The 25,414-nt window shown below is 71.7% G+C and carries 20 protein-coding genes and 1 pseudogene; 14 read left to right on the top strand and 7 right to left on the bottom strand.

Going from position 1 to position 25,414, the window contains the following annotated elements; genetic code table 11:
* The first annotated feature begins 16 nt into the window (after positions 1-16).
* The 3 genes from AC4IHM_RS30600 to hemC all read left to right on the top strand — a co-directional run bounded on the left by AC4IHM_RS30600 (position 17) and on the right by hemC (position 2,893).
* Complete coding sequence (locus AC4IHM_RS30600; RefSeq protein ID WP_490870205.1) at positions 17-997, top strand: ATP-dependent DNA ligase; 981 nt, start codon at positions 17-19, stop codon at positions 995-997.
* A gap of 136 nt (positions 998-1,133) precedes the next feature.
* The gene (locus AC4IHM_RS30595) at positions 1,134-1,910 is read left to right on the top strand and encodes an NPP1 family protein (RefSeq protein WP_490870204.1); all 777 of its coding nucleotides are present in this window, start codon (positions 1,134-1,136) and stop codon (positions 1,908-1,910) included.
* A 47-nt stretch (positions 1,911-1,957) separates the two neighbouring features.
* Positions 1,958-2,893, top strand: a complete 936-nt coding sequence (gene hemC, locus AC4IHM_RS30590) for a hydroxymethylbilane synthase (protein ID WP_490870203.1) — start codon at positions 1,958-1,960, stop codon at positions 2,891-2,893.
* Between the two features lie 16 nt (positions 2,894-2,909).
* Here hemC and AC4IHM_RS30585 read toward each other — a convergent pair whose 3' ends face one another.
* The gene (locus AC4IHM_RS30585; protein WP_490870202.1) at positions 2,910-3,434 is read right to left on the bottom strand and encodes a hypothetical protein; all 525 of its coding nucleotides are present in this window, start codon (positions 3,432-3,434) and stop codon (positions 2,910-2,912) included.
* A 302-nt stretch (positions 3,435-3,736) separates the two neighbouring features.
* Between AC4IHM_RS30585 and AC4IHM_RS30580 the strand changes: the two genes are divergently transcribed.
* Complete coding sequence (locus tag AC4IHM_RS30580; protein WP_490870987.1) at positions 3,737-4,528, top strand: SigB/SigF/SigG family RNA polymerase sigma factor; 792 nt, start codon at positions 3,737-3,739, stop codon at positions 4,526-4,528.
* A 7-nt stretch (positions 4,529-4,535) separates the two neighbouring features.
* Here AC4IHM_RS30580 and AC4IHM_RS30575 read toward each other — a convergent pair whose 3' ends face one another.
* Together AC4IHM_RS30575 and AC4IHM_RS30570 are read right to left on the bottom strand one after the other, a co-directional pair.
* Complete coding sequence (locus tag AC4IHM_RS30575) at positions 4,536-4,856, bottom strand: ANTAR domain-containing protein (protein ID WP_490870201.1); 321 nt, start codon at positions 4,854-4,856, stop codon at positions 4,536-4,538.
* Between the two features lie 2 nt (positions 4,857-4,858).
* Positions 4,859-5,092 carry a hypothetical protein gene (locus tag AC4IHM_RS30570; protein ID WP_490870200.1) on the bottom strand — a complete coding sequence of 78 codons (234 nt, stop codon included), beginning with the start codon at positions 5,090-5,092 and terminating at the stop codon, positions 4,859-4,861.
* On the opposite strand from AC4IHM_RS30570, the gene AC4IHM_RS30565 reads away from it, so the two are divergent.
* On the top strand, positions 5,084-5,887 hold the full coding sequence (locus tag AC4IHM_RS30565) for a VOC family protein (RefSeq protein WP_490870199.1): 804 nt from the start codon (positions 5,084-5,086) through the stop codon (positions 5,885-5,887). The genes AC4IHM_RS30570 and AC4IHM_RS30565 overlap by 9 nt on opposite strands.
* A 2-nt stretch (positions 5,888-5,889) precedes the next feature.
* Here the strand turns inward: AC4IHM_RS30565 and glgX are convergent.
* Both glgX and AC4IHM_RS30555 read right to left on the bottom strand, forming a co-directional pair.
* Positions 5,890-8,047, bottom strand: a pseudogene (gene glgX, locus AC4IHM_RS30560) (glycogen debranching protein GlgX).
* Positions 8,044-8,559: a pep a2 gene (locus tag AC4IHM_RS30555; protein ID WP_490870198.1), complete on the bottom strand. Its 516-nt coding sequence runs from the start codon at positions 8,557-8,559 to the stop codon at positions 8,044-8,046. Before AC4IHM_RS30555 ends, glgX begins: the two are co-directional and overlap by 4 nt.
* A gap of 263 nt (positions 8,560-8,822) precedes the next feature.
* On the opposite strand from AC4IHM_RS30555, the gene AC4IHM_RS30550 reads away from it, so the two are divergent.
* From AC4IHM_RS30550 to AC4IHM_RS30525, 6 genes are all read left to right on the top strand, one after another.
* Positions 8,823-9,095, top strand: coding sequence for a DUF5133 domain-containing protein (locus tag AC4IHM_RS30550; RefSeq protein ID WP_490870197.1), 273 nt, complete (start codon positions 8,823-8,825; stop codon positions 9,093-9,095).
* Positions 9,096-9,147: 52 nt separating this feature from the next.
* Positions 9,148-11,148, top strand: a complete 2,001-nt coding sequence (locus tag AC4IHM_RS30545; protein ID WP_490870196.1) for an alpha-1,4-glucan--maltose-1-phosphate maltosyltransferase — start codon at positions 9,148-9,150, stop codon at positions 11,146-11,148.
* Positions 11,145-12,875, top strand: a complete 1,731-nt coding sequence (treS, locus tag AC4IHM_RS30540; RefSeq protein ID WP_490870195.1) for a maltose alpha-D-glucosyltransferase — start codon at positions 11,145-11,147, stop codon at positions 12,873-12,875. The genes AC4IHM_RS30545 and treS overlap by 4 nt, the downstream gene beginning before the upstream one ends.
* Before the next feature lie 28 nt (positions 12,876-12,903).
* A complete protein-coding gene (locus AC4IHM_RS30535) occupies positions 12,904-14,265 on the top strand; it encodes a maltokinase N-terminal cap-like domain-containing protein (RefSeq protein ID WP_490870194.1) in 1,362 nt (453 codons plus the stop codon).
* Positions 14,266-14,268: 3 nt separating this feature from the next.
* A complete protein-coding gene (gene glgB, locus AC4IHM_RS30530; RefSeq protein WP_490870193.1) occupies positions 14,269-16,494 on the top strand; it encodes a 1,4-alpha-glucan branching protein GlgB in 2,226 nt (741 codons plus the stop codon).
* A gap of 108 nt (positions 16,495-16,602) precedes the next feature.
* Complete coding sequence (locus tag AC4IHM_RS30525; protein ID WP_490870192.1) at positions 16,603-17,694, top strand: glutamate--cysteine ligase; 1,092 nt, start codon at positions 16,603-16,605, stop codon at positions 17,692-17,694.
* A 27-nt stretch (positions 17,695-17,721) separates the two neighbouring features.
* On the opposite strand, the gene AC4IHM_RS30520 is transcribed toward AC4IHM_RS30525, so the two are convergent.
* Positions 17,722-17,955 (bottom strand): DUF6480 family protein, encoded by a 234-nt coding sequence (locus tag AC4IHM_RS30520; RefSeq protein ID WP_490870191.1) that lies wholly within the window; start codon positions 17,953-17,955, stop codon positions 17,722-17,724.
* A gap of 154 nt (positions 17,956-18,109) precedes the next feature.
* Between AC4IHM_RS30520 and AC4IHM_RS30515 the strand changes: the two genes are divergently transcribed.
* Both AC4IHM_RS30515 and AC4IHM_RS30510 read left to right on the top strand, forming a co-directional pair.
* Positions 18,110-20,014: an AMP-dependent synthetase/ligase gene (locus AC4IHM_RS30515; protein WP_490870190.1), complete on the top strand. Its 1,905-nt coding sequence runs from the start codon at positions 18,110-18,112 to the stop codon at positions 20,012-20,014.
* Between the two features lie 147 nt (positions 20,015-20,161).
* Positions 20,162-20,596: an ATP-binding protein gene (locus tag AC4IHM_RS30510; RefSeq protein ID WP_490870189.1), complete on the top strand. Its 435-nt coding sequence runs from the start codon at positions 20,162-20,164 to the stop codon at positions 20,594-20,596.
* A 103-nt stretch (positions 20,597-20,699) separates the two neighbouring features.
* Here the strand turns inward: AC4IHM_RS30510 and AC4IHM_RS30505 are convergent, their stop codons facing one another.
* Positions 20,700-21,065: a PRC-barrel domain containing protein gene (locus AC4IHM_RS30505; protein WP_490870188.1), complete on the bottom strand. Its 366-nt coding sequence runs from the start codon at positions 21,063-21,065 to the stop codon at positions 20,700-20,702.
* A gap of 340 nt (positions 21,066-21,405) precedes the next feature.
* Here AC4IHM_RS30505 and AC4IHM_RS30500 point away from each other — a divergent pair, with 340 nt between their 5' ends.
* Positions 21,406-25,395 (top strand): HAMP domain-containing protein, encoded by a 3,990-nt coding sequence (locus AC4IHM_RS30500; protein ID WP_490870187.1) that lies wholly within the window; start codon positions 21,406-21,408, stop codon positions 25,393-25,395.
* The last annotated feature ends 19 nt before the right edge of the window (positions 25,396-25,414 follow it).

Here is a 25,414-nt window from a genome sequence, read left to right as displayed (position 1 = left end):
GGTCGAGAACTGACCCGTGGAGCTGCCGCTGATCCCTCCCATGCTCGCCACCCCGGGCACCCTGCCGCCCGCCGCGCAGGACGCGCGCTGGGCCTACGAGACGAAGCAGGACGGCCAGCGCGTGATGGTCTACCTGCCCGGCGACGGCAGCGTGCTGCTGCGGGCCCGCTCCGGCCAGGACATCTCGGCGGCCTATCCCGAACTGGCGCCGCTCGCCACCGCGCTCGGCACGACCCCCGCCGTACTGGACGGGGAGGTCCTGGCCCTGGACGAACAGGGCCGCGCCGACTTCCAGTCGCTCCAGTCCCGGATGGGCCTCGCGCACGCCCCGGGCCGGGCGGCCCGCCGGGCGGCGAAGGTCCCCGTCCACCTGGTGCTGTTCGACGCCCCGCACCTGGACGGCCGCTCCCTGCTGCGCCTGCCCTACACCCGCCGCCGCGAGCGGCTGGCCGACCTCGGTCTCGACGGGCCGTCCTGGTCGACGCCGGCCGCGCTGGTCGGCCACGGCGAGCGGGCGCTGCGGGCCACCCGCGAACACGGCCTGGAGGGCCTGATGTGCAAGCGGCTGGACTCGCCGTACGAGCCGGGGGTCCGCTCCCGGGCCTGGATCAAGATCCGCAACATGCGCAGCGAGGATGTCGTGGTGGGCGGCTGGCTGCCCGGCAAGGGGCGGCTCGGCGGCCTTCCCGGTGCCGTCCTGGTCGGCCAGCGCGCCGCGGGCCGGCTGCGCTACGTCGGCGGGGTCGGCACCGGCTGGAGCGCGGCCGAGCGCACCGAACTGGCCGCGCTGCTGCGGGACTCGGCGACCCGGGTCTGCCCCTTCGACCCGGTACCGGCGGTGCCGGGAGCGCGCTGGGTCGTCCCCCGGCTGGTCGGCGAGGTCCGCTACAGCACCCGCACCCGGGAGGGCATGCTGCGCCAGCCGTCCTGGCTCAGGCTCCGCCCGGACCTGACGCCCGAGGAGTCCGCGGCCGACATTCCGGACGGCCCGGTGTGAGGCGCGGCCGAGTATTGGCCTGTCCTCAACCACCGGGACCACCGTGCGCCCTTGGCGCGGAAGTGAAAAGACGGCACCCTGAACTCCCCTTCCCCCCACAGCCGTTGGGCTGCGACCGGATTCAGAGGAGAGCACGATGGTGTCGCCTGCCGCCGGAACCCGCCGCAAGAGATGGCTCACCGCACCGCTCGGTGCGCTCGCCCTCGTCGTCGCCTTCCCCGCCACGGCCTTCGCCGCCCCGCCCCCGGGACTGCCCGGCAACGCCGACAGCCTGGAGCAGACCTACCAGCCCGCCTACGACTACGACACCGACGGCTGCTACCCCACACCGGCCATCGGCGTCGACGGAACGCTCAACGGCGGGCTCAACCCGACCGGCGCCCTCAACGGCGACTGCCGGGACGCCTCCGACCTGGACAACACCAACGGCTACTCGCGCGCCAAGTGCGACAACGGCTGGTGCGCCTACATGTACGGCCTCTACTTCGAGAAGGACCAGGCGCTGCCCGGCACGAGTCTGGGCGGTCACCGGCACGACTGGGAGCACGTGGTGGTGTGGGTGCGGGACGGCGCCGTCGAGTACGTCTCGACCTCCAACCACGGCTCGTTCACCGTGCACGCGAGGTCCGCGGTCCGCTTCGAGGGCACGCATCCCAAGATCGTCTACCACAAGGACGGCATCAGCACCCACTGCTTCCGCCTGGCGACCGCGGGCGACGAGCCGCCGGAGAACCACAAGGGCACCTGGCAGTACCCGACCCTGGTGGGGTGGAACGGCTATCCGGCCGGCCTGCGCGAGAAGTTGAGTTCCCACGACTTCGGCAGCGCCAACTTCGGCCTCAAGGACGGCAGCTTCGCCTCCCACCTGGCGTCCGCCAAACCCTCCGGCATCACCTTCGACCCGAACGCCTGAGAGTCCGAACGCCTGAGAGGCGGCCCGCGGGCCACTATCGTGTCCGCATGTCCCTCCCCGCACCGATCCGCGTAGTCTCCCGCGACTCCCCCATGGCCCTGGCCCAGGTCGAACGGGTCAGGGCCGCGTTGGCGACCCGCCACCCCGGCGTGCGCACCGAGGTCGTACCGGTGCGGACCACCGGCGACAAGTGGCTCGGCGACCTGGCGCGGGTGGAGGGCAAGGGCGCGTTCACCAAGGAGGTCGACGCCGCGCTGCTGTCGGGGGAGGCCGATCTGGCGGTGCACTGCGTCAAGGACGTGCCCGCCGACCGGCCGCTGCCCGCGGGCACGGTGTTCGCCGCGTTCCTGGAGCGCGACGACATCCGGGACGCCCTCGTCCACCCGCGGGGGCTCACCCTGGACGAGCTGCCCGCCGGGACCCGCGTGGGCACCTCCTCGGTGCGCCGCGTCGCCCAACTGGCCGCCACCCACCCGCACCTGACGTGCGTGCCGTTCCGCGGCAACGCCAACCGCCGGCTGGCGAAGCTCGCCGCCGGCGAGGCGGACGCCCTGCTGCTCGCCGTCTCAGGACTCGATCGCATCGGCCGCCGTGACGTGATCAGCGAGGTGCTCTCCCCGGAGACGATGATGCCGCCGATCGGCGCGGGCATCCTCGCCCTGCAGTGCCGTGAGGGCGACCGCGCGCTCATCGACGCGGTCGGCGCCCTCGGCCATCCGCGCACCCACCGGGAGGCCACGGCGGAGCGCACTTTCCTGCACGTCCTCCAGGGGCACTGCAACAGCCCGATCGCCGGATACGCCCATGTGGACCGCGGCGGGGAACTCTCCCTGCGGGCCTGCGTCTTCACACCCGACGGCAAGACGCGGCTGAACGCCCACGAGTGGGCCGGCCCGCTCGATCCGGCCACACTGGGCACCTCGGTGGCCGTGGCCCTGCTGCGTCAGGGCGCCCGCGAGATCATCGACGGCATCGCGCACTGACCAGCCGCCCGGCGGATCAGGCGGAGTCCTCCTCGGACCGGCCCCGCAGGAAGGCGCTCACCTGGTGCGCGAGGCCCTCGTCCCGCACGGCGCCGCAAGGGGCTCCGACGGCCCCGTCGGGCAGTCCGACGCCGCCGCTCCACAGCCGCCGGTCGGCCCACTCCTCGTCCACCCGCACCTGCACCTGGACGTCCACCTGGCCGAGGCTCGCCTCCGGACCTGCCGCGTAGAGCACGGCGGTGGCCCGGCGCAGCGGGTAGACGTTGAAGCCCTCGATGAACTGGGAGTTGCGCCAGTCGAGGAAGGCGCTCTCCCCGTCGGGGCCGGTCCGCACGTCGATCTGGCCGTCCTCCAGATGGATGCCGAGGTGCCGGGCGCCCCGGTTCTCGACGGTCACCCGGACACGGAAGTACGTCAGCCCCTCGGCGGCGTCGTCGCGTCCGCGCGGCGGCTCGGCCGGCTCGATCCCGTGGACGCGGACCCGCAGGCCGGCGTGCTCGTCGTACTCCTGCCAGTCCCCGACCACGTTCGGCTCGTACACGGTGCCCCTCTCGACCTCTCGACGCTGCTTCCTATCTGTGCGCTCAGCGCACTGTCAAATGAGCGGAATGCACTGTGGCCAGGGGCTTCGCCCCTTTTGATCGGTGATCAAGCGTTGCGCAGCGACGATCGGCCGGAACCCGCGCCGGACGGCCACCCGCGGCGTGCCGCACATCACGTTCCGCGACACCCCCGCCGCCGGTCACCGGTCCGCAGCCGTTCGAGTGGCCGTCCGGGGCATTGGCGCTCAGTATCCATATGTACGAGGACTTGCAGGCACCCCTGCTGAGGGAGGTGCGCGTGATGCGTGTCGCCGGCAGAACCAAGCCCCATCCGCACGACGACGCTCCCGACACGGCCGCGGCGTTCGACCGGCTCGCCGGGCTGCCCGAGGGATCGGAACGCAAGGCGCTGCGGGACGAACTGATCCGCGTCTGGCTGCCCATGGCCGAGCGGATCGCCGTCCGCTTCCGGGGCCGCGGCGAGAATCTGGAGGACCTCTACCAGGTGGCGGCCCTCGGCCTGGTCAAGGCCGTCGACCACTACGACCCCGAACGCGGCCACGCCTTCGAGGCGTACGCCGTTCCCACCGTGACCGGCGAGATCAAACGGCACTTCCGGGACCACATGTGGACCCTGCACGTGCCGCGCCGGGTCCAGGACCTGCGCAACCGGGTCCGCAGGTCCGCGAAGGAGCTGGCGCAGACCACGCCGGGACGCGCGCCCACGGTCGAGGAGATCGCCGAGCACGCGCAGCTCACCACGGTCGAGGTCAGTACCGGCATGGAGGCCCTGGAGTGCTTCTCCGCGCTGTCCCTGGAGGCGGAGATGCCCGGCACCGACGGCTACGCCCTCGGGGACGCGCTCGGCGGCCCCGACCCGGCCTTCGACGCGGTCGTGGACCGGGAGACCGTCCGGCCCTGTCTCGAGGCGCTGCCCGAGCGCGAGCGCACCATCCTCTACCTGCGCTTCTTCGGCGGGATGACCCAGAGCCGCATCGCGCAGCAGCTCGGCATCTCCCAGATGCACGTCTCGCGGCTGCTGACCGGCTGCTTCGACCGGATCCGCGAGGAGATCCTCGCGGAGGCCCGCTGAGCCGCTCTCACCGCTCCGGCGGGAGGCCGGGTATCCGCGTCGGGGCGTGCCGGTCCAGGCTCTCCTCGAGAGCGGCCCGGATCTCCGGCGGCATCACCCCGGCGCGCCCCCAGATGAGTATCGCTTCCGCCACATTGCGCAGTTTGATGTTCGTATGCTGGGAAACCTCCTTCAGTACGATCCATCCCTGGTCCGGTGTCACCCTGCCAAGGACGACGACCATCCCGATCGCCTGGTCCACGACGGCGTGCGAGACGACCGCCTCCTTCAGTTGTCGGACCTGCTCCTGCAACTCGAAGATCTGGTCCGAGCCCGAGTCCGTGGGCATGATCACCTCCGGATCCGGCGGGCCACCGCCGTCTGTGCCGCGCGGTCCCGCTCCACCGACTCCATCGTCGCCATCCGCGCCGCAGCCCGCCACTGGGCCGACCGGGGCGCCTGTGCCACCGTTTCGGCGCCGCCGCCGGGGTACTCGGCAGGCGCCCGCCGCACTGCCGGCCGGACACTGGTGTGGAGCCGGTGGCTGCCGGTGGACGAGACCAGGACGCGACTGCCATGAACCACGACACGACCTCCCCCACCCGCGGGAGGAACCGGCTCTCCACGCACTCCGTGTACGGGGCGCCCTGCTGGGTGAGCCTGACCAGCCGCGACCTGGAGGCCACCGAGGAGTTCTACTCCGCCGTGCTGGGCTGGCAGTGGCGGCCCGCCAGACTGGGCGACCCCTTCCGGATCGCCCTGGCCGACGGCGCGCCGGTCGCCGGGATCGCCGCGGTCGCCGCGATGTGGCAGATGGCGGTGGCGTGGACGCCGTACTTCGCCGTGCACAGCGCGGACGAGGCCGTCTCTCGGGCGCAGGAGCGCGGCGGCACCACCGCGGTCGGGCCGATCTCCCTGCCGCCGGGACGCGCCGCGCTGCTCGCCGACCGGGACGGCGCCACCTTCGGGATCTGGGAGGGCGAGCTGTTCACGGACTGGGACACCTGGCGCACCTCGCGCCCCGCCTTCATCCAATTGCACACGCGTGACGCCTTCGACGCCGCCATCTTCTATGGCGAGATCTTCGACTGGGCCTCCGGGCAGGGCTACTGCGAGGTCCGGTACGAGGGCGGCGAGGTGGTCCTGCGCAGTCAGGGCGATGTCGTGGCCCGTATCGAGTCGGGCGCCCTGGGAGCGGCCCCCGACCCGGCCGTCCGGCCGCACTGGCAGATCCACTTCGCGGTCGGGGACGTTGCGCACTGCGCCCGCGCCACGGAGCAGCACGGTGGCAGTGTGCTGTCCCTGGACCGCGACGAGGCGGTGCTCCGGGATGCCGACGGCGCGCAGTTCACGGTGACCGCGCGCCGGCTCGGCGGCTGATCTCACCGGCTCTCCCGGCCGGTGCGGGACGGCCGGGAGAGCAGCACCAGGCTGCGCTGCTCGACGGTCACCACGGTGCCCGCCTTGTGCTCCGCCTCGTCGGGGACGCCCTCCGGGTCGGCGGTGTCGATCAGGGTCGCCCAGCGTTCGCCGTAGGCGAGGTCGGGCAGCCGGAAGTCGGCGGGCTCCCAGTGGCTGTTGAGCAGCAGCAGGAAGGAGTCGTCGCTCACGGGCCGGCCGCAGGGGTCGGGTTCGGCGATGGCGTCGCCGTTGAGGAAGACGCCGACGGCGCGCGCGTCGGAGCGCTGCCAGTCGTCGTCGGCCATCTCCCGCGCGTCCGGCCGCAGCCAGACCAGGTCGGGCAGCGGCTGGTCGGCGTGGGTGGACGTCTCCGCCGTGGAAGTAGCGGCGCCGGCGCAGCACGGGGTGGTCGGCCCGCAGTGCGATCAGGCGCCGGGTGAAGTCCAGCAGGAGGCGCTGTTCGTCGTCCAGCCGCCAGTCGATCCAGGAGATGTCGTTGTCCTGGCAGTAGGCGTTGTTGTTGCCGCGCTGGGTGCGGCCGAGTTCGTCGCCGTGGCAGAGCATCGGGATGCCCTGCGAGAGCAGCAGGGTGGCGAGGAGGTTGCGCTGCTGGCGGCCGCGCAGCTCCCGGACGGCCGGGTCCTTCGTCTCGCCCTCGGCGCCGCAGTTCCAGGACCGGTTGTGGCTCTCGCCGTCCCGGTCGTCCTCGCCGTTGGCCGCGTTGTGCTTGTCGTTGTAGGAGACGAGGTCGCGCAGGGTGAATCCGTCGTGCGCGGTGACGAAGTTGACACTGGCGCGGGGGCGGCGCCTGTCGTGCTGGTACAGGTCGGAGGAGCCGGTCAGCCGGGAGGCGAACTCGCCGAGGGTGTGCTCCTCGCCGCGCCAGAAGTCCCGTACGGCGTCACGGTACTTGCCGTTCCACTCCGACCACAGCTGGGGGAAGTTGCCCACCTGGTAGCCGCCCTCGCCGACGTCCCAGGGCTCGGCGATCAGCTTGACGCGGCTGATCACCGGGTCCTGCTGGATGAGGTCGAAGAACGCGGAGAGCCGGTCCACCTCGTGGAACTGCCGGGCCAGGGTGGCCGCGAGGTCGAAGCGAAAGCCGTCGACATGCATCTCGGTGACCCAGTACCGCAGCGAGTCCATGATCAGCTGGAGTACGTAGGGGTGCCGCATCAGCAGGCTGTTGCCGGTGCCGGTGGTGTCGTAGTAGTGCTGCCAGTCGCCGTCCACCAGGCGGTAGTACGAGGCGTTGTCGATGCCGCGGAAGGAGAGGGTGGGGCCCTTCTCGTTGCCCTCGGCGGTGTGGTTGTAGACCACGTCGAGGATGACCTCGAGGCCGGCCGCGTGCAGGGCCTTGACCATCGACTTGAACTCGGTGACCTGCTGCCCGCGGGTGCCGAGGGCGGCGTAGCCGTTGTGCGGCGCGAAGAAGCCGATGGTGTTGTAGCCCCAGTAGTTGGACAGGCCCCGGTCCTGGAGCACCCCGTCGTGCACGAACTGGTGCACCGGCATGAGTTCCACGGCGCTCACCCCGAGCGAGGTCAGGTGTTCCACGACCGCCGGATGCGCCAGTCCGGCGTAGGTGCCGCGCAGTTCCGGGGGTACGTCGGGGTGGGTGCGGCTGAGTCCGCGGACGTGGGCCTCGTAGATCACGGACTCCGAGTACGGGCGCCGCGGCGGACGGTCCTCGCCCCAGTCGAAGAACGGGTCGGTGACCACGCCGAGCATGGTGTGCCCGGCGCTGTCGCCCGGGTCCGCCCGGCCCTGGGCCCGTTCGAAGAGGGACGGATGGTTGTCCACCGTCCCGTCCACGGCCCGGGTGTACGGGTCGAGGAGCAGCTTCGCCGGGTTGCAGCGATGGCCCACGGCGGGGTCCCACGGGCCGTGGACCCGGTAGCCGTAGCGCTGTCCCGGTCCGACGCCGGGCAGGTAGCAGTGCCAGACGGAGCCGTCGACCTCGGGCAGCGGGACGGTGCTGTGGGTGCCGTCGTCGTCGACGAGGACGAGGTCGACGCGTTCGGCGACCTCGCTGAACAGGGCGAAGTTGGTGCCCTGTCCGTCGTACACGGCCCCCAGGGGGTAGGGGTGCCCGCTCCACACGGGCGACCCCTTCCAGTTCGGCCTGGCACGGGTCACCGGGCCCCCTCCAGAACGCCGTGGCCGACGCGGGCCCGGTCGGCCAGCCGGGCCATCGGCATGATCTCGCGTGGCACTTCCAACCCCTCCTGAGTGATCGGCTCCGGCGCCGTCGCGACCAGCGGGACGCGTTCGCCGGCGCGGGCGCGCCGGGAGAACCAGATGACCTTCGCGCCGGCCTCGGTGGCGCAGCAGCCCCAGCCGTCGCTGTTCGCGGCGAGGTGCCGCAGACAGCTGCGCAGGTCCTCGTCGGGGCGCAGCGCGTGGTCCTTGCCCCCTACGGCCGTGATGAGGTGCTGGTGGTTCCACCACATCTCGATCGACGTGTTCTTCTCGCTCGCTTGCTCGTCGATCGCCCGGAGCAGCATCTCGGCGCCCGAGCAGACGGGTTCGACGAGGTTCGCCAGGTTCCAGAACCGGAGGTGGGCGGCCAGGATGCGCCTGACCTGTCCGACTCGTTCCGGGCCCACTTCCACGTCGAGGTGGTAGTAGCAGGGCACTGCGGTCTTCATCGTCGTGGCTCCTCACCGCGAGGGCTCTCGCTCCTCCTCGCCCCTTGGGGGACGGGTTCCCCGAACACGAAGCGTGAGCGCTGATCGCTTCTGAGTCACTCCAGAGTGAGAGCGGTAGTCCATTCGTGCAACACGAGCACCGGACGGCCCGGAAGTCGGACGAATAAGCAGTTGAAGATCCAACAGGACGGAACGTCACCATCCGTGCACCATGTGTGAAGAATTCCAGCGTCCGTACCGGACCGTCCGGAAGGTGACCGGCCATGCTGCTTCCTGCCAAGACCGAAGTCGCCCGGCAGTTGCGGCTCTACCGCGCCTGGGAGCGCTCGATGCTCGCGTCTCCCGCGGACGTGGGTGTCCGGGCGACCTTCGAGGACTGCGGTTACACCCTCTGCGTGCTGATGGGAAAGCGGTGCGCGCGGGAGGCCGCGGACGCCGCCGAACGGTATCTGCGCGCGCACCCGGTCACCCACCCGCAGGAACACGCGGACCTGCGCTCTCCGTCGGGGCGGAAGACCCCGTCCGGCGCGGCTTGACCCAACCGGCCGGGCGCGAGCCCTGCCCCGAGCACGGCGGAGGTGAGAACGGATGAGTACGGCCGTGGGAATCGGGCGTATCCCGGTCCGGGACGTCCACCCGGTGGTGGAGAACGGCAGGCGCCCGGCGAAGGCGGTGGCGGGAGAGACGTTCGAGGTCTCCGCCACGGTGTTCCGCGAGGGGCACGACGCGGTGGCCGCCAATGTGGTGCTGAAGGATCCCGAGGGCCGGCCCGGCCCCTGGACGCCGATGCGGGAGCTGGCCCCGGGCAGCGACCGCTGGGCGGCCGAGGTCACTCCGGGCGCCCCGGGCAACTGGACCTACCGGGTGGAGGCCTGGAGCGATCCGGTCGCCACCTGGCAGCACCACGCCCGGATCAAGGTCCCGGCGGGGATCGACGCCGATCTCGTCCTGGAGGAGGGCGCGGAGCTGTACCGGCGGGCCGCCGCCGGCGTTCCGAAGGACCGCGGGCGGGCCGTGGTGCTGGCCGCGGCGGCGGCCCTGGACGACGAGGCGCTGCCGGTGGCGTCGCGGCTGGCGGCGGGGCTGACGCCGGAGGTGGCCGGGGTGCTGGCCCGCCATCCGCTGCGGGAGCTGGTCACCACCTCCGACCCGCTGCCCCTGCTCGTCGAGCGGGAACGCGCCCTCTACGGCGCCTGGTACGAGTTCTTCCCCCGCTCCGAGGGCACCCCCCAGCAGCCCCACGGCACCTTCCGCACCGCCGCCCGCCGCCTGCCCGCCATCGCCGCCATGGGCTTCGACGTGGTCTACCTGCCCCCCGTCCACCCCATCGGCACCACCCACCGCAAAGGCCGCAACAACACCCTCACCGCCACCCCCGACGACGTCGGCGTCCCCTGGGCCATCGGCTCCCCCGAAGGCGGCCACGACACCCTCCACCCCGCCCTCGGCACCCTCGACGACTTCGACCACTTCGTCGGCCGGGCCCGCCGCCTCGGCCTGGAAATCGCCCTCGACCTCGCCCTCCAGTGCTCCCCCGACCACCCCTGGGTCCACAAACACCCCGACTGGTTCCACCACCGCCCCGACGGCACCATCGCCCACGCCGAGAACCCGCCCAAGAAATACCAGGACATCTACCCCATCGCCTTCGACACCGACCCCGAAGGCCTCCTCACCGAAACCCTGCGCATCCTGCGCTTCTGGATGGACCACGGCGTACGCATCTTCCGCGTCGACAACCCCCACACCAAACCCGTCGCCTTCTGGGAACGCGTCATCGGCGAGATCAACACCACCGACCCCGACATCATCTTCCTCGCCGAGGCCTTCACCCGCCCCGCGATGATGCACACCCTCGCCCAGATCGGCTTCCAGCAGTCCTACACCTACTTCACCTGGCGCACCACCAAAGAGGAACTCACCGAATACCTCACCGAACTCACCGGGGACGCCGCCGCCTACATGCGCCCCAACCTCTTCACCAACACCCCCGACATCCTGCACGCCTACCTCCAGCACGGCGGCCGCCCCGCCTTCGAGGTCCGCGCCGTCCTCGCCGCCACCCTCTCCCCCACCTGGGGCATCTACAGCGGCTACGAACTCTGCGAGAACACCCCCCTGCGCGAAGGCAGCGAGGAATACCTCGACTCGGAGAAATACCAGCTCAAACCCCGCGACTGGGCCGCCGCAGCCCGCGAGCACCGCACCATCGCCCCCCTCATCACCCGCCTCAACACCATCCGGCGCGAGCATCCCGCGCTGCACCGGCTCAGAAACCTGCGCTTCCACCGGACCGACAACGACGCGCTCATCGCCTACAGCAAGCGCGTGGGCTCCGACGTCGTCCTGGTGGTCGCCAACCTCGACCCCCATCGCACCCAGGAGGCCACGATCTCCCTCGACATGCCGCAACTCGGTCTCGACTGGCACGAGTCGGTTCCGGTGTACGACGAACTCAGCGGCGAGACCTACCACTGGGGCCGGACGAACTATGTGCGTCTGGAGCCGGGCCGGGCCCCCGCGCACGTCTTCCACGTCCGGCGGCCGTCCGCCACCGCGCCCCAGAACGGAGGGTCAGAAGCCTCATGACCGTGAACGAGCCCGTGCCGGACACCTTCGAGGACACACCGGCCAAGGACCGGCACCCGGACTGGTTCAAGCGAGCCGTCTTCTACGAGGTCCTCGTCCGCACCTTCCACGACTCCAACGGCGACGGCGTCGGCGACCTCAAGGGACTCACCGCCAAGCTGGACTACCTGCAATGGCTGGGCGTGGACTGCCTCTGGCTCCCGCCCTTCTTCAAGTCGCCCCTCAAGGACGGCGGCTACGACGTCTCCGACTACACCGCCGTACTCCCCGAGTTCGGCGACCTGGCCGACTTCGTCGAGTTCGTCGACGCCGCCCACCAGCGCGGCATGCGCGTGATCATCGACTTCGTCATGAACCACACCAGCGACCAGCACCCGTGGTTCCAGGAGTCCCGCAGAAACCCCGAAGGCCCCTACGGCGACTACTACGTCTGGGCCGACGACGACACCCAGTACGCCGACGCCCGCATCATCTTCGTCGACACCGAGGCCTCCAACTGGACCTACGACCCGGTCCGGGGGCAGTACTACTGGCACCGCTTCTTCTCCCACCAGCCCGACCTCAACTACGAGAACCCGACCGTCCAGAAGGAGATGCTGGCGGCGCTCAAGTTCTGGCTGGACCTCGGCATCGACGGATTCCGGCTGGACGCCGTGCCCTATCTGTACGCCGAGGAGGGCACCAACTGCGAGAACCTGCCCGCCAGTCACGCGTTCCTCAAGCGGGTCCGGCGCGAGATCGACGCCCAGTACCCGGACACCGTGCTGCTGGCGGAGGCGAACCAGTGGCCGGAGGACGTCGTCGACTACTTCGGCGACTACGCCTCCGGCGGCGACGAGTGCCACATGGCGTTCCACTTCCCGGTCATGCCCCGCATCTTCATGGCGGTGCGCCGCGAGTCCCGCTACCCGGTCTCGGAGATCCTGGCCAAGACCCCCGCCATCCCCTCCGGCTGCCAGTGGGGCATCTTCCTGCGCAACCACGACGAGCTGACCCTCGAAATGGTCACCGACGAGGAACGCGACTACATGTACGCGGAGTACGCCAAGGACCCGCGTATGCGCGCCAACATCGGCATCCGCCGCCGCCTGGCCCCCCTCCTGGACAACGACCGCGACCAGATCGAACTGTTCACCGCCCTGCTGCTGTCCCTGCCCGGCTCACCGATCCTCTACTACGGCGACGAGATCGGCATGGGCGACAACATCTGGCTCGGCGACCGCGACGCGGTGCGCACACCGATGCAGTGGACACCCGACCGCAACGCCGGCTTCTCGTCCTGCGACCCCGGGCGGCTCTACCTGCCGACCATCATGGACCCGGTCCACGGCTACCAGGTGACCAACGTCGAGGCCTCCATGGCCTCGCCCTCCTCCCTGCTGCACTGGACCCGCCGCATGATCGAGATCCGCAAGCAGAACCCCGCCTTCGGCCTCGGCACCTACACCGAACTGCCGTCCTCCAACCCGGCCGTCCTCGCCTTCCTGCGGGAGGCGCCCGGGGAAGAGGGGGACGACCCGGTGCTGTGCGTGAACAACTTCGCGCGGTTCGCGCAGCCCACCGAACTCGACCTGCGCGAGTTCGCCGGACGCCACCCGGTCGAGCTGTTCGGCGGGGTCCGCTTCCCCGCCATCGGCGAACTGCCGTATCTGCTGACCCTCGGGGGCCACGGCTTCTACTGGTTCCGGCTCACCCGAGTCGCATCCCGCATCGGCCGCCGCGTGTGAGCGTGGGCCGAGGAAAGGACGCGTCACCATGTCGAAGACCGCATCCCTGCGCCCGAGACGTACGCGTCTCGCCGAGCCCATGGCATCGCTCGGCGGGCTGCTGCGGGAGTGGCTGCCGCGCCAGCGCTGGTTCGCGGGCAAGAACCGGCCCGTCGCCGAACTGGGTCTGCTGTCGATGACCGAGCTGTTCCCCGGCTGTCTGCACCTCCTGGTGCACACCGGGCACGGCCCGGTGCCCGCCCCGGGCGGCGCTCCCCCGGCCGGCGACTGCTACCAGTTGCTGCTCGGCGTACGGGAGCGGCCGTCGCCGCGCCTGGGCCGGGCGCTCATCGGGCAGGTGCAGGACGGCCCGCTGGCCGGCCGGACGGTCTACGACGCGCTGCACGACCCCCGGACGGCCCAACTGCTCATGGAGCGGCTCAGACACCCCGGCAAGGCGGGACCGCTGCGCTTCGAGGCCGACCCCTCCCGGCCGGTGCCCGGCGGACTCGCGCCGCGGCTGCTGGACGCCGAGCAGTCCAACTCCTCGCTGGTGTACGGCGACGAGTTCATCCTGAAGATGTTCCGGCGCATCCAGCCCGGCGTCAACCCCGACCTGGAGGTGCCGGGCGCGCTGGCCCGGCAGGGCTGCGGGCGGGTGCCGGCGCCGGTGGCGTGGCTGCGCACGACCCATCCGTACGAGGCGACGCTCGGCGTGCTCCAGCCGTTCCTGCACGACGCCACCGACGGCTGGGCCCTCGCCCTGGACGCGCTGTCCGCCGGGGACGACTTCACCGTGCAGGCCCGGGAGCTAGGGCGGGCGACGGCCGACGTGCACCTCGCGCTGGCCTCGGCCTTCCCGGCCGGTCCCCCCGGGGAGAACGGCCGTACCGCGGCGGCGATGACCGAGCGGCTGACCGCCGCGGCGCACTGCGTACCGGCGCTGCGGCCCTTCGTCCCCGGGCTGCGGACGGCCTTCGCCGCGCTGAGCACCTGCGACTCAGGGCCGCCCGCCCAGCGCATCCACGGCGACCTGCATCTGGGGCAGGTGCTGCGGGCCGGCCGGGACTGGTTCGTCATCGATTTCGAGGGCGAGCCGTCCCGCCCGCTGTCCGAACGGTGCAGCACCCACTCGCCCGTGCGGGACATCGCGGGCATGCTGCGCTCCTTCGACTACGCCGCCCGGCAGCGCCGCCCGTGGCGCCCCGAGTGGGCGCGCCGCTGCCGGGAGGCGTTCTGCGCGGGCTACGCCGACCGCGCCGGATGGGACCCCCGTAAGAAGCACGGCCTGCTGCGCGCCTACGAGACGGACCGCGCCGTGTATGAGGTGCTGTACGAGGCGCGGCACCGCCCCGACTGGCTTCCCGTACCCATGGCGGCGGTCGAACGACTCGCCGTGAGAGGAGACTGACCCGTGGCCCTCCGCGACACCTCGCTGCCCGAGCCGTCCGGTCCCGTCCCGCCCGCCCCCGGCGCGTGCGGCACGGCCCCGCCCCTGGATCCGGCCGACCGGGGGCGCCTGCTGGCGGGCGCCCACCACGACCCGCACGCCCTGCTCGGCGCCCACCCGGTGCCCGGCGGCATCGCCTTCCGGGCGCTGCGGCCCTTCGCCCGCGAGGTGGCCGTGGTTGTGGACGGCGTACGCCACGCGCTCAAGTCGCAGGAGGACGGCCTCTTCTGCGGTGTGCTGCCGCTGGCGCGGATCCCCGCGTACACCCTTGTCGTGACGTACGAGCAGGGTGAGCACGAGGTCGACGACCCGTACCGCTTCCCGCCCGCCCTGGGCGAACTCGACCTGCATCTGATCGGCGAGGGCCGGCACGAGCAGCTGTGGCGGGCGCTCGGCGCGGAGCCGATGGTCCACGAGGGGGTCACCGGCACCCGGTTCACGGTGTGGGCGCCCAACGCCCAGGGGGTGCGCGTCGCCTGCGACTTCACCCACTGGGACGGCACGGCCCTCCCGATGCGCTCGCTGGGTTCGTCCGGGGTGTGGGAGCTGTTCCTGCCGGGTGTCGGCGAGGGCACCCGCTACAAGTTCGAGATCCACTCCCGGCACGGCCACCGGTTCCTCAAGGCCGACCCGATGGCCCGCGCGGCCGAGGAGCCGCCGGACACGGCGTCCGTGGTGACCTCCTCGCGCTACGAGTGGAACGACGCCGCGTGGATGCGGAGCCGGGCCGAGACGCCCGTGCACGAGGCGCCGATGTCCGTGTACGAGGTGCATCTGCCGTCCTGGCGGCCGGGGCTGACCTACCGCGAGCTGGCCACGGAGCTGCCCGCGTACGTCAAGGACCTGGGCTTCACCCACGTCGAGCTGATGCCGGTCGCCGAGCATCCCTACGGCCCGTCCTGGGGCTACCAGGTGACCGGCTTCTACGCGCCGACCGCGCGGCTCGGCTCGCCCGACGACTTCCGGTTCCTGGTCGACGCCCTGCACCGGGCGGGCCTCGGCGTGATCATGGACTGGGTGCCCGCGCACTTCCCGAAGGACGACTGGGCGCTGGGCCGCTTCGACGGGGAGCCGCTGTACGAGCCCGGGGACTCCCGGCGCGCGGAGCACCCGGACTGGGGGACCTACACCTTCGACTTCGCGCGGACCGAGGTGCGCAACTTCCTGGTGGCGAACGCGGTGTACTGGTGCGAGGAGTTCCACATCGACGGGCTGCGGGTCGACGCGGTCGCCTCGATGCTCTACCTGGACTACTCGCGCGACTCCGGGCAGTGGGAGCCCAACCGGTACGGCGGCCGGGAGGACCTGGCGGCCGTGGCGTTCCTCCAGGAGATGAACGCGACCGTCTACCGGCGCTGCCCCGGCGTGGTGACGATCGCGGAGGAGTCGACCGCGTGGGGCGGGGTGACCCGGCCGACCGACACGGGCGGGCTCGGCTTCGGTCTGAAGTGGAACATGGGCTGGATGCACGACTCGCTGGAGTACGTGGCCCACGAGCCGGTGCACCGCAAGTACCACCACCACGAGATGACCTTCTCGATGGTGTACGCGTACAGCGAGAACTACGTGCTGCCCATCTCCCACGACGAGGTCGTGCACGGCAAGCGGGCGCTGGTGTCGAAGATGCCGGGCGACTGGTGGCAGCGGCGCGCGAACGTCCGCGCCTACCTCGGCTTCATGTGGGCCCACCCGGGCAAGCAACTGCTGTTCATGGGGCAGGAGTTCGCGCAGGGCGCGGAGTGGTCGCAGGAGTCGGGGCCGGAGTGGTGGCTGCTGGACGAGGGGTACCACTCGGCGGCCGACCACCGGGGGGTCCAGGACCTGGTCCGCGAGCTGAACTCCCGGTACGCGCGTACCGCGGCCCTGTGGCAGCGCGACACCGATCCGGCCGGTTTCCGGTGGGTCGTCGTGGACGCGGCCGAGGACAACGTCTTCGCCTTCCTGCGGTTCGACGCGGAGGGCCGTCCGCTGCTTGCGGTGTCGAACTTCTCCCCGGTCGTCCGGCGGGAGTACGCGCTGGCCGTCGGTGACGTGGAGGTCACCGCGTGGCAGGAGGTTCTCAACACCGACGCCGGGGCGTACGGCGGCAGCGGGGTGACCAACCCCGATCCGGTCAAGCCGGAGGACGGGAGCGTGCGGATCACGCTGCCGCCGCTGGCCACGGTGTGGCTGATGCCGTACGCCCTGTGAGCCGCGGCGGCGCGACGAGGTGTCCGGCCGCCCTCCCGGGGCAGTCGGTGGTCCTGGGGCCGAGAGGAACTCGTCGTCGCGGCCCGGCCCACAGAAAGGCGGCACCACGTGCGCACCGTCGGAGTGGAGGAGGAACTCCTCCTGGTCGACCCGGAGACCGGCGAGCCGCGGGCGCTGTCCGCCGCCGTGCTCGCCCGTGCCGCGCTGGACGACGCCGAGCAGGACGTGTTCGAGAAGGAACTGCACGAGCAGATGGTGGAGTTCGCCACGCATCCGCAGGCGGACATGGGGCGGCTGCACGCGGAGATCGTCCGCTGCCGTGAGGAGGTCGGGCGGCACGCCGGGGAAATAGGCTGCGCCGTCGCCGCGCTGGCCACCTCGCCGCTGCCGGTCACCCCCTCCGTCGGGGTGAACCGGCGCTACGAGTGGATGGCCGAGCAGTACGGCGTGGTCGTCCAGGAGCAGCTCGTCCTCGGCTGCCACGTGCACGTCTCGGTCGAGTCCGACGAGGAGGGCGTCGCGGTGATCGACCGGGTGCGGCCCTGGCTGCCGGTGCTGGCCGCGCTCAGCGCGAACTCCCCCTTCTGGCAGGGCAAGGACTCCTCGTACAGCAGCTATCGCAGCCGGGTCTGGCAGCGCTGGCCGTCCGCCGGACCCACCGAGCTGTTCGGCTCGGCGGAGCGCTATCACCGCCGGGTCGCGGCCATGCTCGCCACCGGCACGATCCTCGACGACGGGATGATCTACTTCGACGTCCGGCTGTCCCAGCGGTATCCGACGGTCGAGTTCCGGGTCACGGACGTGTGTCTGGACGCCTCGACGGCGGTCGTCGTCGCCGCCCTCGCCCGCGCGCTGGTCGACACGGCCGCCCGGCAGTGGCGGCAGGGCGGGGAACCGGCCGAGCACAGTGTGAGCCTGCTGCGCCTCGCGGCCTGGCGGGCCGCCAGGTCCGGGCTGACGGAGGAGCTGCTGCATCCGGTGACGATGCGGCGGATGCCCGCCGAGACGGTCCTACGGGCACTGCTGGAGCACGTCGGGGAGGCGCTCGCCGACTGCGGTGACCTCGACAGGGTGCGCGACGGCGTCGCCGGACTGCTGCGGGACGGCAACGGCGCCCGGGTGCAGCGGGAGCTGTTCGAACGCACCGGGAGCCTGCGGGAAGTCGTCACGGAGTGTGTGCGCCGTACCCAGTCGGCCTGACGGGGCGTCCCGCCCGGGGTGGTGCAGTCAGAACATCAGGACCAGGGCGTAGCCCAAGAAGCCCGCCGCGATGATCACCACCAGGGCGAGGATCAGGGTCAGCGGTCCCTTGGCCCAGCCCTTGGTCGGATTGTAGGTCTGCTGCGGGCCTGCCTCGGGCATGCTGCTCTCCGCGGGCGGGGTCTCCCCGGGCGGCACACCGCCGCCGGGTTCGAGACCGGTACTGCTTCGGGGATCGGGATCGGGGTTCGTATAGTTCATGCCCTCCGGGTCCCCCGATCCGGCCGAGATCACCGGGTGGGAACACTTCTGCCGTCCCGGCCCCCCGCCGCCTGCGGCTCCGCTAGATTCCGAGCACCGCCGGCCACGGTACTCGTCGGCGGTGTCACTTTCCGTACACGTCAGGAGCCAGCGCATGCGCGACCTCGCTCTCGCTCCCCCGGCCGTCCCGCCGCTCACCGGCGGACTGGCCGACAGCCTCTTCGAGACGGCCGCCCGCAGGCCGGAGCTGCCGATGCTCGCCCGCCGTCCCGGGCCCGGCGCCACGCTCTGGCAGGAGGTGACGGCGGTGGAGTTCCGCGACCAGGTCGTCGATGTGGCCAAGGGCCTGATCGCGTGCGGGCTCTCGCCGGGCGACCGGGTGGCGATCCTGGCCCGCACCCGCTACGAGTGGACGGTCTTCAGCTACGCGCTGTGGACGGTGGGCGCCGAGGTGGTGCCGATCTATCCGACCTCCTCGCGCGAGCAGGTCGAGTGGATCCTGCGGGACGCGGGCTGTGTGGCCGTGGTGGTCGAGGACGAGCAGAGTGTGATGACCGTCGGCTCGGTGTGCGCGTCGCTGCCGGAGCTGCGCCATGTCTGGCAGTTGGACGCGGGCGCGCTGGACACGCTGGTGGCGCGCGGCGAGTTCCTGCCGTTCGCCACGGTGGACTCCATGCGCCGCATCGTGCTGCCGGACTCCACGGCGGTCGTCGCCTACACCTCGGGCACCTCGGGCCGCGCCATGGGCTGCGCGCTGAGCCATCGCAGCCTGACCAGTGCGTGCGACACGCTGCTTGCGGGCTGGGGCCACACGGTGGCGCCCGCAGGGCAGCAGGGCGCGGTCCTCGCCTTCCTGCCCTTCTCGCACGTGTACGGGCTGATGATCCAGAGCCTGTGCGTCCGGGGCGGGTTCCTGATGGCGCACGAACCGGCGATGACCGAGGAGGCGCTCTCCTCGGCTCTGCGTTCCTTCCGTCCGACGTATCTGTACGCCGTCCCGTCGGTCCTGGAGAAGATGTACAAGAACTTCCTGCGCACGGCCCAGCAGGCGGGGCGCGGGGCCCTGTTCGAGCGGGCCGCGGACACGGCGCGGGACTTCGCCACCGCGCTGGAGCGCCAGCGGCTGGGCCGGGGGCACGGACCCGGCTTCGACCTGCGCCTCCAGCACGCCCTGTACGAGCGCACGGTGTACCGGCGGCTGCGCGGCGCGCTGGGCGGGCGGGTGCACCGGGCGACGTCCGGCGGTTCGCCGCTCAGCCGCGAGCTGTCCCTCTTCTACGAGGGCATCGGCGTCTACGTCCACGACGGCTACGGTCTGACGGAGACCGGCGGCGGGCTGACGATGCAGCCGCTGGGCCGGGAGAAGTCGGGCACCGTCGGACAGCCGCTGCCCGGCGTGGAGATCCGGCTGGCCGACGACGGGGAGATCCTGGTGCGCGGGCCGTCGCTGTTCCAGGGGTACGTCGGTGACGAGGCCGCCACCCGTGAGGTGATGCGCGGGGGCTGGCTGGCGACGGGCGACCTCGGACACCTGGACGACGAGAACTATCTGGCGATCACCGGCCGCAAGAAGGACATCATCGTCACCAGCGGCGGCAAGAGCGTGGCCCCGACCTCGCTGGAGCAGCGGCTGCGGATGCATCCGCTGGTCCACCAGGCGGTGGTGGTCGGCGACAACCGGCCCTGTGTCGGCGCCCTGATCACCCTCGACCCGGAGTTCCTGACGCACTGGCGGGCGGCGCTGGCCCTCCAGGGCGACGCCCCGGCGCGGGAGGCACGCGAGGAGAACGCGCTGCGCGAGGAGATCGCGCGGGCCGTGGCCGCGGCCAACAGCGCCGTGTCCCGTTCGGAGTCCATCCGGGTCTTCCGCGTCCTGCCTGAGCCCTTCGACGTGGCCAACGGGCTCCTCACCCCGTCGATGAAACTGCGGCGGGACGAGATCGTACGGACCTACGCCCTCGAGATCGACGCGATGTACGCGGCGCGCTCGCACCACCGGCCGGTGCCGGCGCAGGAGACGGCCGGCTGGGAGGAGCCGGACAGCGTCTTCCTCGGCTGAGCCGCCGGGCGACGGGGCGGTCACCCCCGGTCCCCGCCCCGTGGCCCGGCACACCGGCGCGCGTAGGGTCGCCCGGCACGGGAACTAACAAACGAAGGGAACGCGAGGAAGGTCGACGCCCGGCCGATGCCGGGCCGGGAAGGCGACATGGCAGCCGAGTCACGTTGGGACAGGACACTGGCTTCCGAGGAGATCACGAGCCGCACCGCCAGCTTCACCGGGGAGCTGCACAATGTGACCGGTGCGCGCCTGGTCGCGGAGGAGTTCCTCTACGATCTGGCCCGCGCGTCACCGCCCTCGGCACCCGAACACTGGGACGACATCCTCCTCGTCGTCACGGAGTTGGCGGCGAACGCGGTGCAGTACGCCCCGGGGCCGTTCCAACTGCGGCTGCGCCGGACCTTCGACGGCGTGCACGTGGTGATGCACGACACCAGCAGGAGCGAACCCGCGCCGCGCCCCTTCCATCCGAGCAACGGCGGCGGCGGCATCGGCTGGCATCTGATCCACACCCTGTCCGACCAGGTGAGCGTCGTCACCGGCGAACAGGGCAAGGACGTCCATGTCTTCCTTCCCTGGTGAGCCCCTGGTGAGCGTCCATGACCACGGGCGGCAGGCCGACGGCGTCCTCCTCGCGCGCGGTGCGCGAGGAGGACGCCGTCGCTGTGCGCTCTTGGGCCGCGGGTCAGCTCGCGGAGGCCTCCCGGGGCGGCAGCCGGTGGTAGTAGTCGCCGACGGACGCCAGGTAGTCCCGGTCCATCGTCTCGCTGTCGGTCCGGAACCGGGGCGCGGCCTTGACCTCCGCCCTGGTGCAGGTCAGCGTCACCGTGCGGGCCTCGGGGTCGATGCCGCCGACCACGCCGACCGGGACGAGCGCGCTCCGGCCGAACACCCACACGCCGGTGTCGACGACCAGGTGCCGCATGCCGAAGTGTTCGGCCTGCCGGTCCACGTGCCCGATGGTGCCGTCGCCGGCGACGACGGTGCAGCCCGTCAGGTCCTGTCCCTCCACGTGAGCGCTGTCCGCCGGATACGACCAGATGCTCTCCATCGGCACGCTGTTCCTTCCCTCCCGCGTCGGTGACGGTTGCGGGGCCGGGCCGGACGCCACGGACCGGACCGGCTCCACAGCAGCGGATACCCGGCCGGGGCCGCCGCATTCGGGCCCCGCGGGCCGATCGGCGCAGGGGTCCGGCGGGCCGTGCCCCACCGGGTGACCCCCGCTTTGTCCGCAACGGGCGGCCGGGTTAGCCTCTGACGTATTTTTCTCGTGGGGGCAAAACCGTGAACTGCGCGAACGCGGGCACGGCAGGGCCGGACCGCCCGACCGGTCCGGAGGGGGTTGCGAGTCCTCGCTCCGAGGGCTCCTGGGGAGCGGAACGAGGGTGCGCATGACCAGCGACAGCACCGGGACCGTCGACGCGGTTCCGGCCGATCAGGAGTTGCGCCGGCTTCTGGCGGGCCTGACCGCGGTGCGGGACGGCGACTTCGGCACCCGTCTGCCGGACGACGCGGACGGTCTGATGGGCGACATCGCCAAGGTCTTCAACGGCATGGTGGACCAGTTGTCCGTGTTCACCTCCGAGGTCACCCGGGTGTCCCGGGAGGTCGGCACGGAGGGGACCCTCGGCGGGCAGGCGAGGGTGCCGGGGGTCTCGGGCACCTGGGCCGACCTGACGGACTCGGTCAACGCCATGGCGGGCAATCTGACCACGCAGGTCCGTGACATCGCGCAGGTGGCCACCGCGGTGGCCAAGGGCGACCTCTCGCAGAAGATCGACGTGGACGCCCGCGGCGAGATCCTCGAACTCAAGAACACCATCAACACCATGGTCGACCAGCTCTCCGCCTTCGCCGACGAGGTCACCCGCGTCGCCCGCGAGGTCGGCACCGACGGGCGCCTCGGCGGGCAGGCCGACGTCCAGGGCGTCCGGGGCACCTGGCGCGACCTCACCGACTCGGTGAACTTCATGGCGGGCAACCTGACCAACCAGGTCCGCAACGTCGCCCAGGTGGCCACCGCCGTGGCCAAGGGCGACCTCTCCCAGAAGATCGACGTGGACGCCCGCGGCGAGATCCTCGAACTCAAGAACACCATCAACACCATGGTCGACCAGCTCTCCGCCTTCGCCGACGAGGTCACCCGGGTGGCCCGCGAGGTCGGCACGGCCGGGAACCTGGGCGGGCAGGCCCGGGTGCGCGGGGTGTCGGGCACCTGGAAGGACCTCACCGACAACGTCAACGTGATGGCGTCGAACCTGACCGGTCAGGTCCGTTCCATCGCCCAGGTCGCCACCGCCGTGGCCCGCGGCGACCTCTCGCAGCGGATCACGGTCGACGCCGAGGGCGAGGTCGCGGCGCTGGCCGACGTCATCAACACGATGGTCGACACGCTGTCGGCGTTCGCCGACGAGGTCACCCGGGTCGCCCGCGAGGTCGGCACCGACGGACGCCTCGGCGGGCAGGCCAACGTGCCGAACGTCGCCGGGACCTGGAAGGACCTCACCGACAACGTCAACTCGATGGCCAACAACCTCACCGGCCAGGTGCGCAACATCGCGCTGGTGACGACCGCCGTGGCCCGGGGCGACCTGTCGAAGAAGATCGACGTCGACGCGCGCGGCGAGATCCTCGAACTCAAGACGACGATCAACACCATGGTCGACCAGCTCTCCGCCTTCGCCGACGAGGTGACCCGGGTGGCCCGCGAGGTCGGCACCGAGGGCCGGCTCGGCGGGCAGGCCGAGGTGGAGGGCGTCTCCGGCACCTGGAAGCGGCTCACGGAGAACGTCAACGAGCTGGCCGGCAACCTCACCCGCCAGGTACGCGCGATCGCCGGGGTCACCTCCGCCGTGGCCGAGGGCGATCTGACCCGCTCCATCAACGTGGAGGCGTCCGGCGAGGTCGCGGAGCTGAAGGACAACATCAACTCCATGGTGGAGTCCCTGCGCGAGACCACGCGGGCCAACCAGGAGCAGGACTGGCTCAAGACCAACCTCGCCCGTATCTCCGGCCTGATGCAGGGGCACCGGGACCTGCCCGTGGTCGCCGAGCTGATCATGGACGAGCTGGTGCCGCTGGTGTCCGCCCAGTACGGCGCGTTCTATCTGGCCGAGGACGGCGACAACGGGCCCGAACTGCGGCTCGTGGGCTCCTACGGCTACCCTCGGAGCGCCGCCGGACCCACCCGCATCGCCTTCGGCCGCACCCTGGTCGGCCAGGCCGCGCGCAGCCGGCGCAGCATCGTGGTGGACGAGCTGCCCGCGGGCTATCTGACCATCTCCTCCGGGCTCGGCGAGATCGCGCCCACCGCGCTGGTGCTGCTGCCCATCGTGGTCGAGGGCCAGGTGCTCGGCGTCATCGAACTCGCGTCGGTCGCTCCGTTCACGCAGATCAACCGGGACTTCCTGGAAATGCTGATGGAGACCATCGGCGTGAACGTCAACACCATCGTGGCCAACGCCCGTACCGACGAACTCCTCGCCGAGTCGCAGCGCCTGACCGCCGAACTGCGGGCCAGCTCGGCCGAACTCCAGGCTCAACAGGAGGAATTGCAGCGCTCCAACGCCGAGTTGGAGGACAAGGCGTCCCTGCTGGTGACCCAGAACCGGGACATCGAGGCGAAGAACCTCCAGATCGAGCAGGCCCGGCAGGAACTCGAGGCACGCGCGCAGCAGCTGTCACTGGCCTCGAAGTACAAGTCGGAGTTCCTGGCCAACATGAGCCACGAGCTGCGCACCCCGCTCAACAGCCTGCTGATCCTGGCCCAGTTGCTCGCCCAGAACCCCTCGCGCAACCTCACCCCGAAGCAGGTGGAGTACGCGGGCATCATCCACTCCGCGGGCTCGGACCTGCTCCAGCTGATCAACGACATCCTGGACCTGTCGAAGGTCGAGGCCGGGAAGATGGACGTTTCCCCCGAGCGGGTGACGCTGCGTCAGCTCATCGAGTACGTCGAGGCCACCTTCCGGCCCATGACGACCCAGAAGGGCCTGGAGTTCACGGTGACGACGGCCGCCGGCGCCCCGGCGGACCTGCTGACCGACGACTCCCGGCTGCGTCAGGTGCTGCGCAACCTGCTGTCCAACGCGGTGAAGTTCACCGAGCGGGGCGGCGTGGAGCTGGCCGTCGGACCGGCGCCGGACGACGAGGTGCCCCGGGGCGTGGTCCGGGGCGGTGCCGTGGTGGCCTTCCGGGTGAAGGACACGGGCATCGGCATCCCCGAGCAGAACCTGGAGTCGATCTTCGGCGCCTTCCAGCAGGCGGACGGCACGACGAGCCGCAAGTACGGCGGCACCGGGCTCGGTCTGTCCATCACCCGGGAGATCGCCCAACTGCTCGGCGGCGCCGTCACGGTGGACAGCACCCCGGACCGGGGCAGCACGTTCACGCTGTTCCTGCCCGTGGCCCGGCCCGACTTCGAAGGGCTGCTGCCCCCGGGTCCCGAGCGCGTCCCGGCCGCGTCGTCCGCCGACCTGCTCAGCCGTCCGGCGCCGGTCCCCGGGCCGGCGGACGGCCGCCGGCCGCGGCGCCTGCTCGTCGTGGAGGAGCGTCCGCGCGGTCTGCTGACTCTCGTCGCGGAGAGCGTGGTCGCCGACCTGGCGCACGGGCGGGACGACACGGGCGAGCGGCCCCCGCTGGACGTCATCACGGCCGTGGGGGCGCAGGAGGCCGCCGGTGCGCTGGCGGCCGAGCCGTGCCACTGCGTCGCCCTTGAGCTGGGCATGCCAAACGAGGAGGCCTCCCGCTTCCTGACCGCCCTGCGGGGGGACTCGGCGCTGGCGAGCGTGCCGGTGCTCGTGCACAGCGGGCACCGCGCGGACGCGGCCCTGGAGGAGAGCCTGCGCGCGGGTGCGCGGGGCGGGGCGCTGGAGTTCCTGTCGAGCCTCGACGAGCTGCGGGAGCGCATCGCCCTGCACCTGGCCGCCGAGGAGCCGGGGGACGTGCTCGGTCTGGTCCGGCCCGAGGAGCCGCGCCGTCTCGGGCCCCCCACCGGGGGCGACCCGCCTGCCGGGCGCACCGTCCTCGTCGTCGACGACGACGCGCGCAACCTCTTCGCGCTCAGCGGGATCCTGGAGCTGCACGGTTTCCGGGTCCTGCACGCGGAGAACGGACGGCGGGGCATCGAGACGCTGGTGGACCACCCGGACGTGGCGCTGGTCCTGATGGACGTGATGATGCCGGAGATGGACGGCTACACGGCGACGGCGCAGATCCGCCGGATGCCCCGGTACACCGAGCTGCCGATCATCGCCGTCACGGCGAAGGCGATGCCCGGCGACCGGGAGAAGAGCCTCGCCTCGGGCGCCAGCGATTACGTCACCAAGCCCGTCGACACCCAGGACCTCATCGCCCGCGTCCGACGGTGGCTGCCCGCGTGAGCGCGCCGGCCCCCGGCCC

The organism is Streptomyces sp. SL06, from assembly GCF_058244745.1.
This window is presented reverse-complemented; position numbering and strand designations above follow the sequence as displayed.

What these genes read in the sequence shown, in the direction of transcription:
- AC4IHM_RS30565 (WP_490870199.1), top strand. Translation starts at nt 5,084, where the DNA reads ATGAACCACGACACGACCTCCCCCACCCGCGGGAGGAACCGGCTCTCC.
- AC4IHM_RS30580 (WP_490870987.1), top strand. Translation starts at nt 3,737, where the DNA reads ATGCGTGTCGCCGGCAGAACCAAGCCCCATCCGCACGACGACGCTCCC.
- AC4IHM_RS30595 (WP_490870204.1), top strand. Translation starts at nt 1,134, where the DNA reads ATGGTGTCGCCTGCCGCCGGAACCCGCCGCAAGAGATGGCTCACCGCA.
- AC4IHM_RS30515 (WP_490870190.1), top strand. Translation starts at nt 18,110, where the DNA reads ATGCGCGACCTCGCTCTCGCTCCCCCGGCCGTCCCGCCGCTCACCGGC.
- AC4IHM_RS30520 (WP_490870191.1), bottom strand. Translation starts at nt 17,955, where the DNA reads ATGAACTATACGAACCCCGATCCCGATCCCCGAAGCAGTACCGGTCTC.
- AC4IHM_RS30500 (WP_490870187.1), top strand. Translation starts at nt 21,406, where the DNA reads ATGACCAGCGACAGCACCGGGACCGTCGACGCGGTTCCGGCCGATCAG.
- AC4IHM_RS30575 (WP_490870201.1), bottom strand. Translation starts at nt 4,856, where the DNA reads ATGCCCACGGACTCGGGCTCGGACCAGATCTTCGAGTTGCAGGAGCAG.
- AC4IHM_RS30555 (WP_490870198.1), bottom strand. Translation starts at nt 8,559, where the DNA reads ATGAAGACCGCAGTGCCCTGCTACTACCACCTCGACGTGGAAGTGGGC.
- hemC (WP_490870203.1), top strand. Translation starts at nt 1,958, where the DNA reads ATGTCCCTCCCCGCACCGATCCGCGTAGTCTCCCGCGACTCCCCCATG.
- AC4IHM_RS30550 (WP_490870197.1), top strand. Translation starts at nt 8,823, where the DNA reads ATGCTGCTTCCTGCCAAGACCGAAGTCGCCCGGCAGTTGCGGCTCTAC.
- AC4IHM_RS30545 (WP_490870196.1), top strand. Translation starts at nt 9,148, where the DNA reads ATGAGTACGGCCGTGGGAATCGGGCGTATCCCGGTCCGGGACGTCCAC.
- AC4IHM_RS30505 (WP_490870188.1), bottom strand. Translation starts at nt 21,065, where the DNA reads ATGGAGAGCATCTGGTCGTATCCGGCGGACAGCGCTCACGTGGAGGGA.
- AC4IHM_RS30510 (WP_490870189.1), top strand. Translation starts at nt 20,162, where the DNA reads ATGGCAGCCGAGTCACGTTGGGACAGGACACTGGCTTCCGAGGAGATC.
- treS (WP_490870195.1), top strand. Translation starts at nt 11,145, where the DNA reads ATGACCGTGAACGAGCCCGTGCCGGACACCTTCGAGGACACACCGGCC.
- AC4IHM_RS30535 (WP_490870194.1), top strand. Translation starts at nt 12,904, where the DNA reads ATGTCGAAGACCGCATCCCTGCGCCCGAGACGTACGCGTCTCGCCGAG.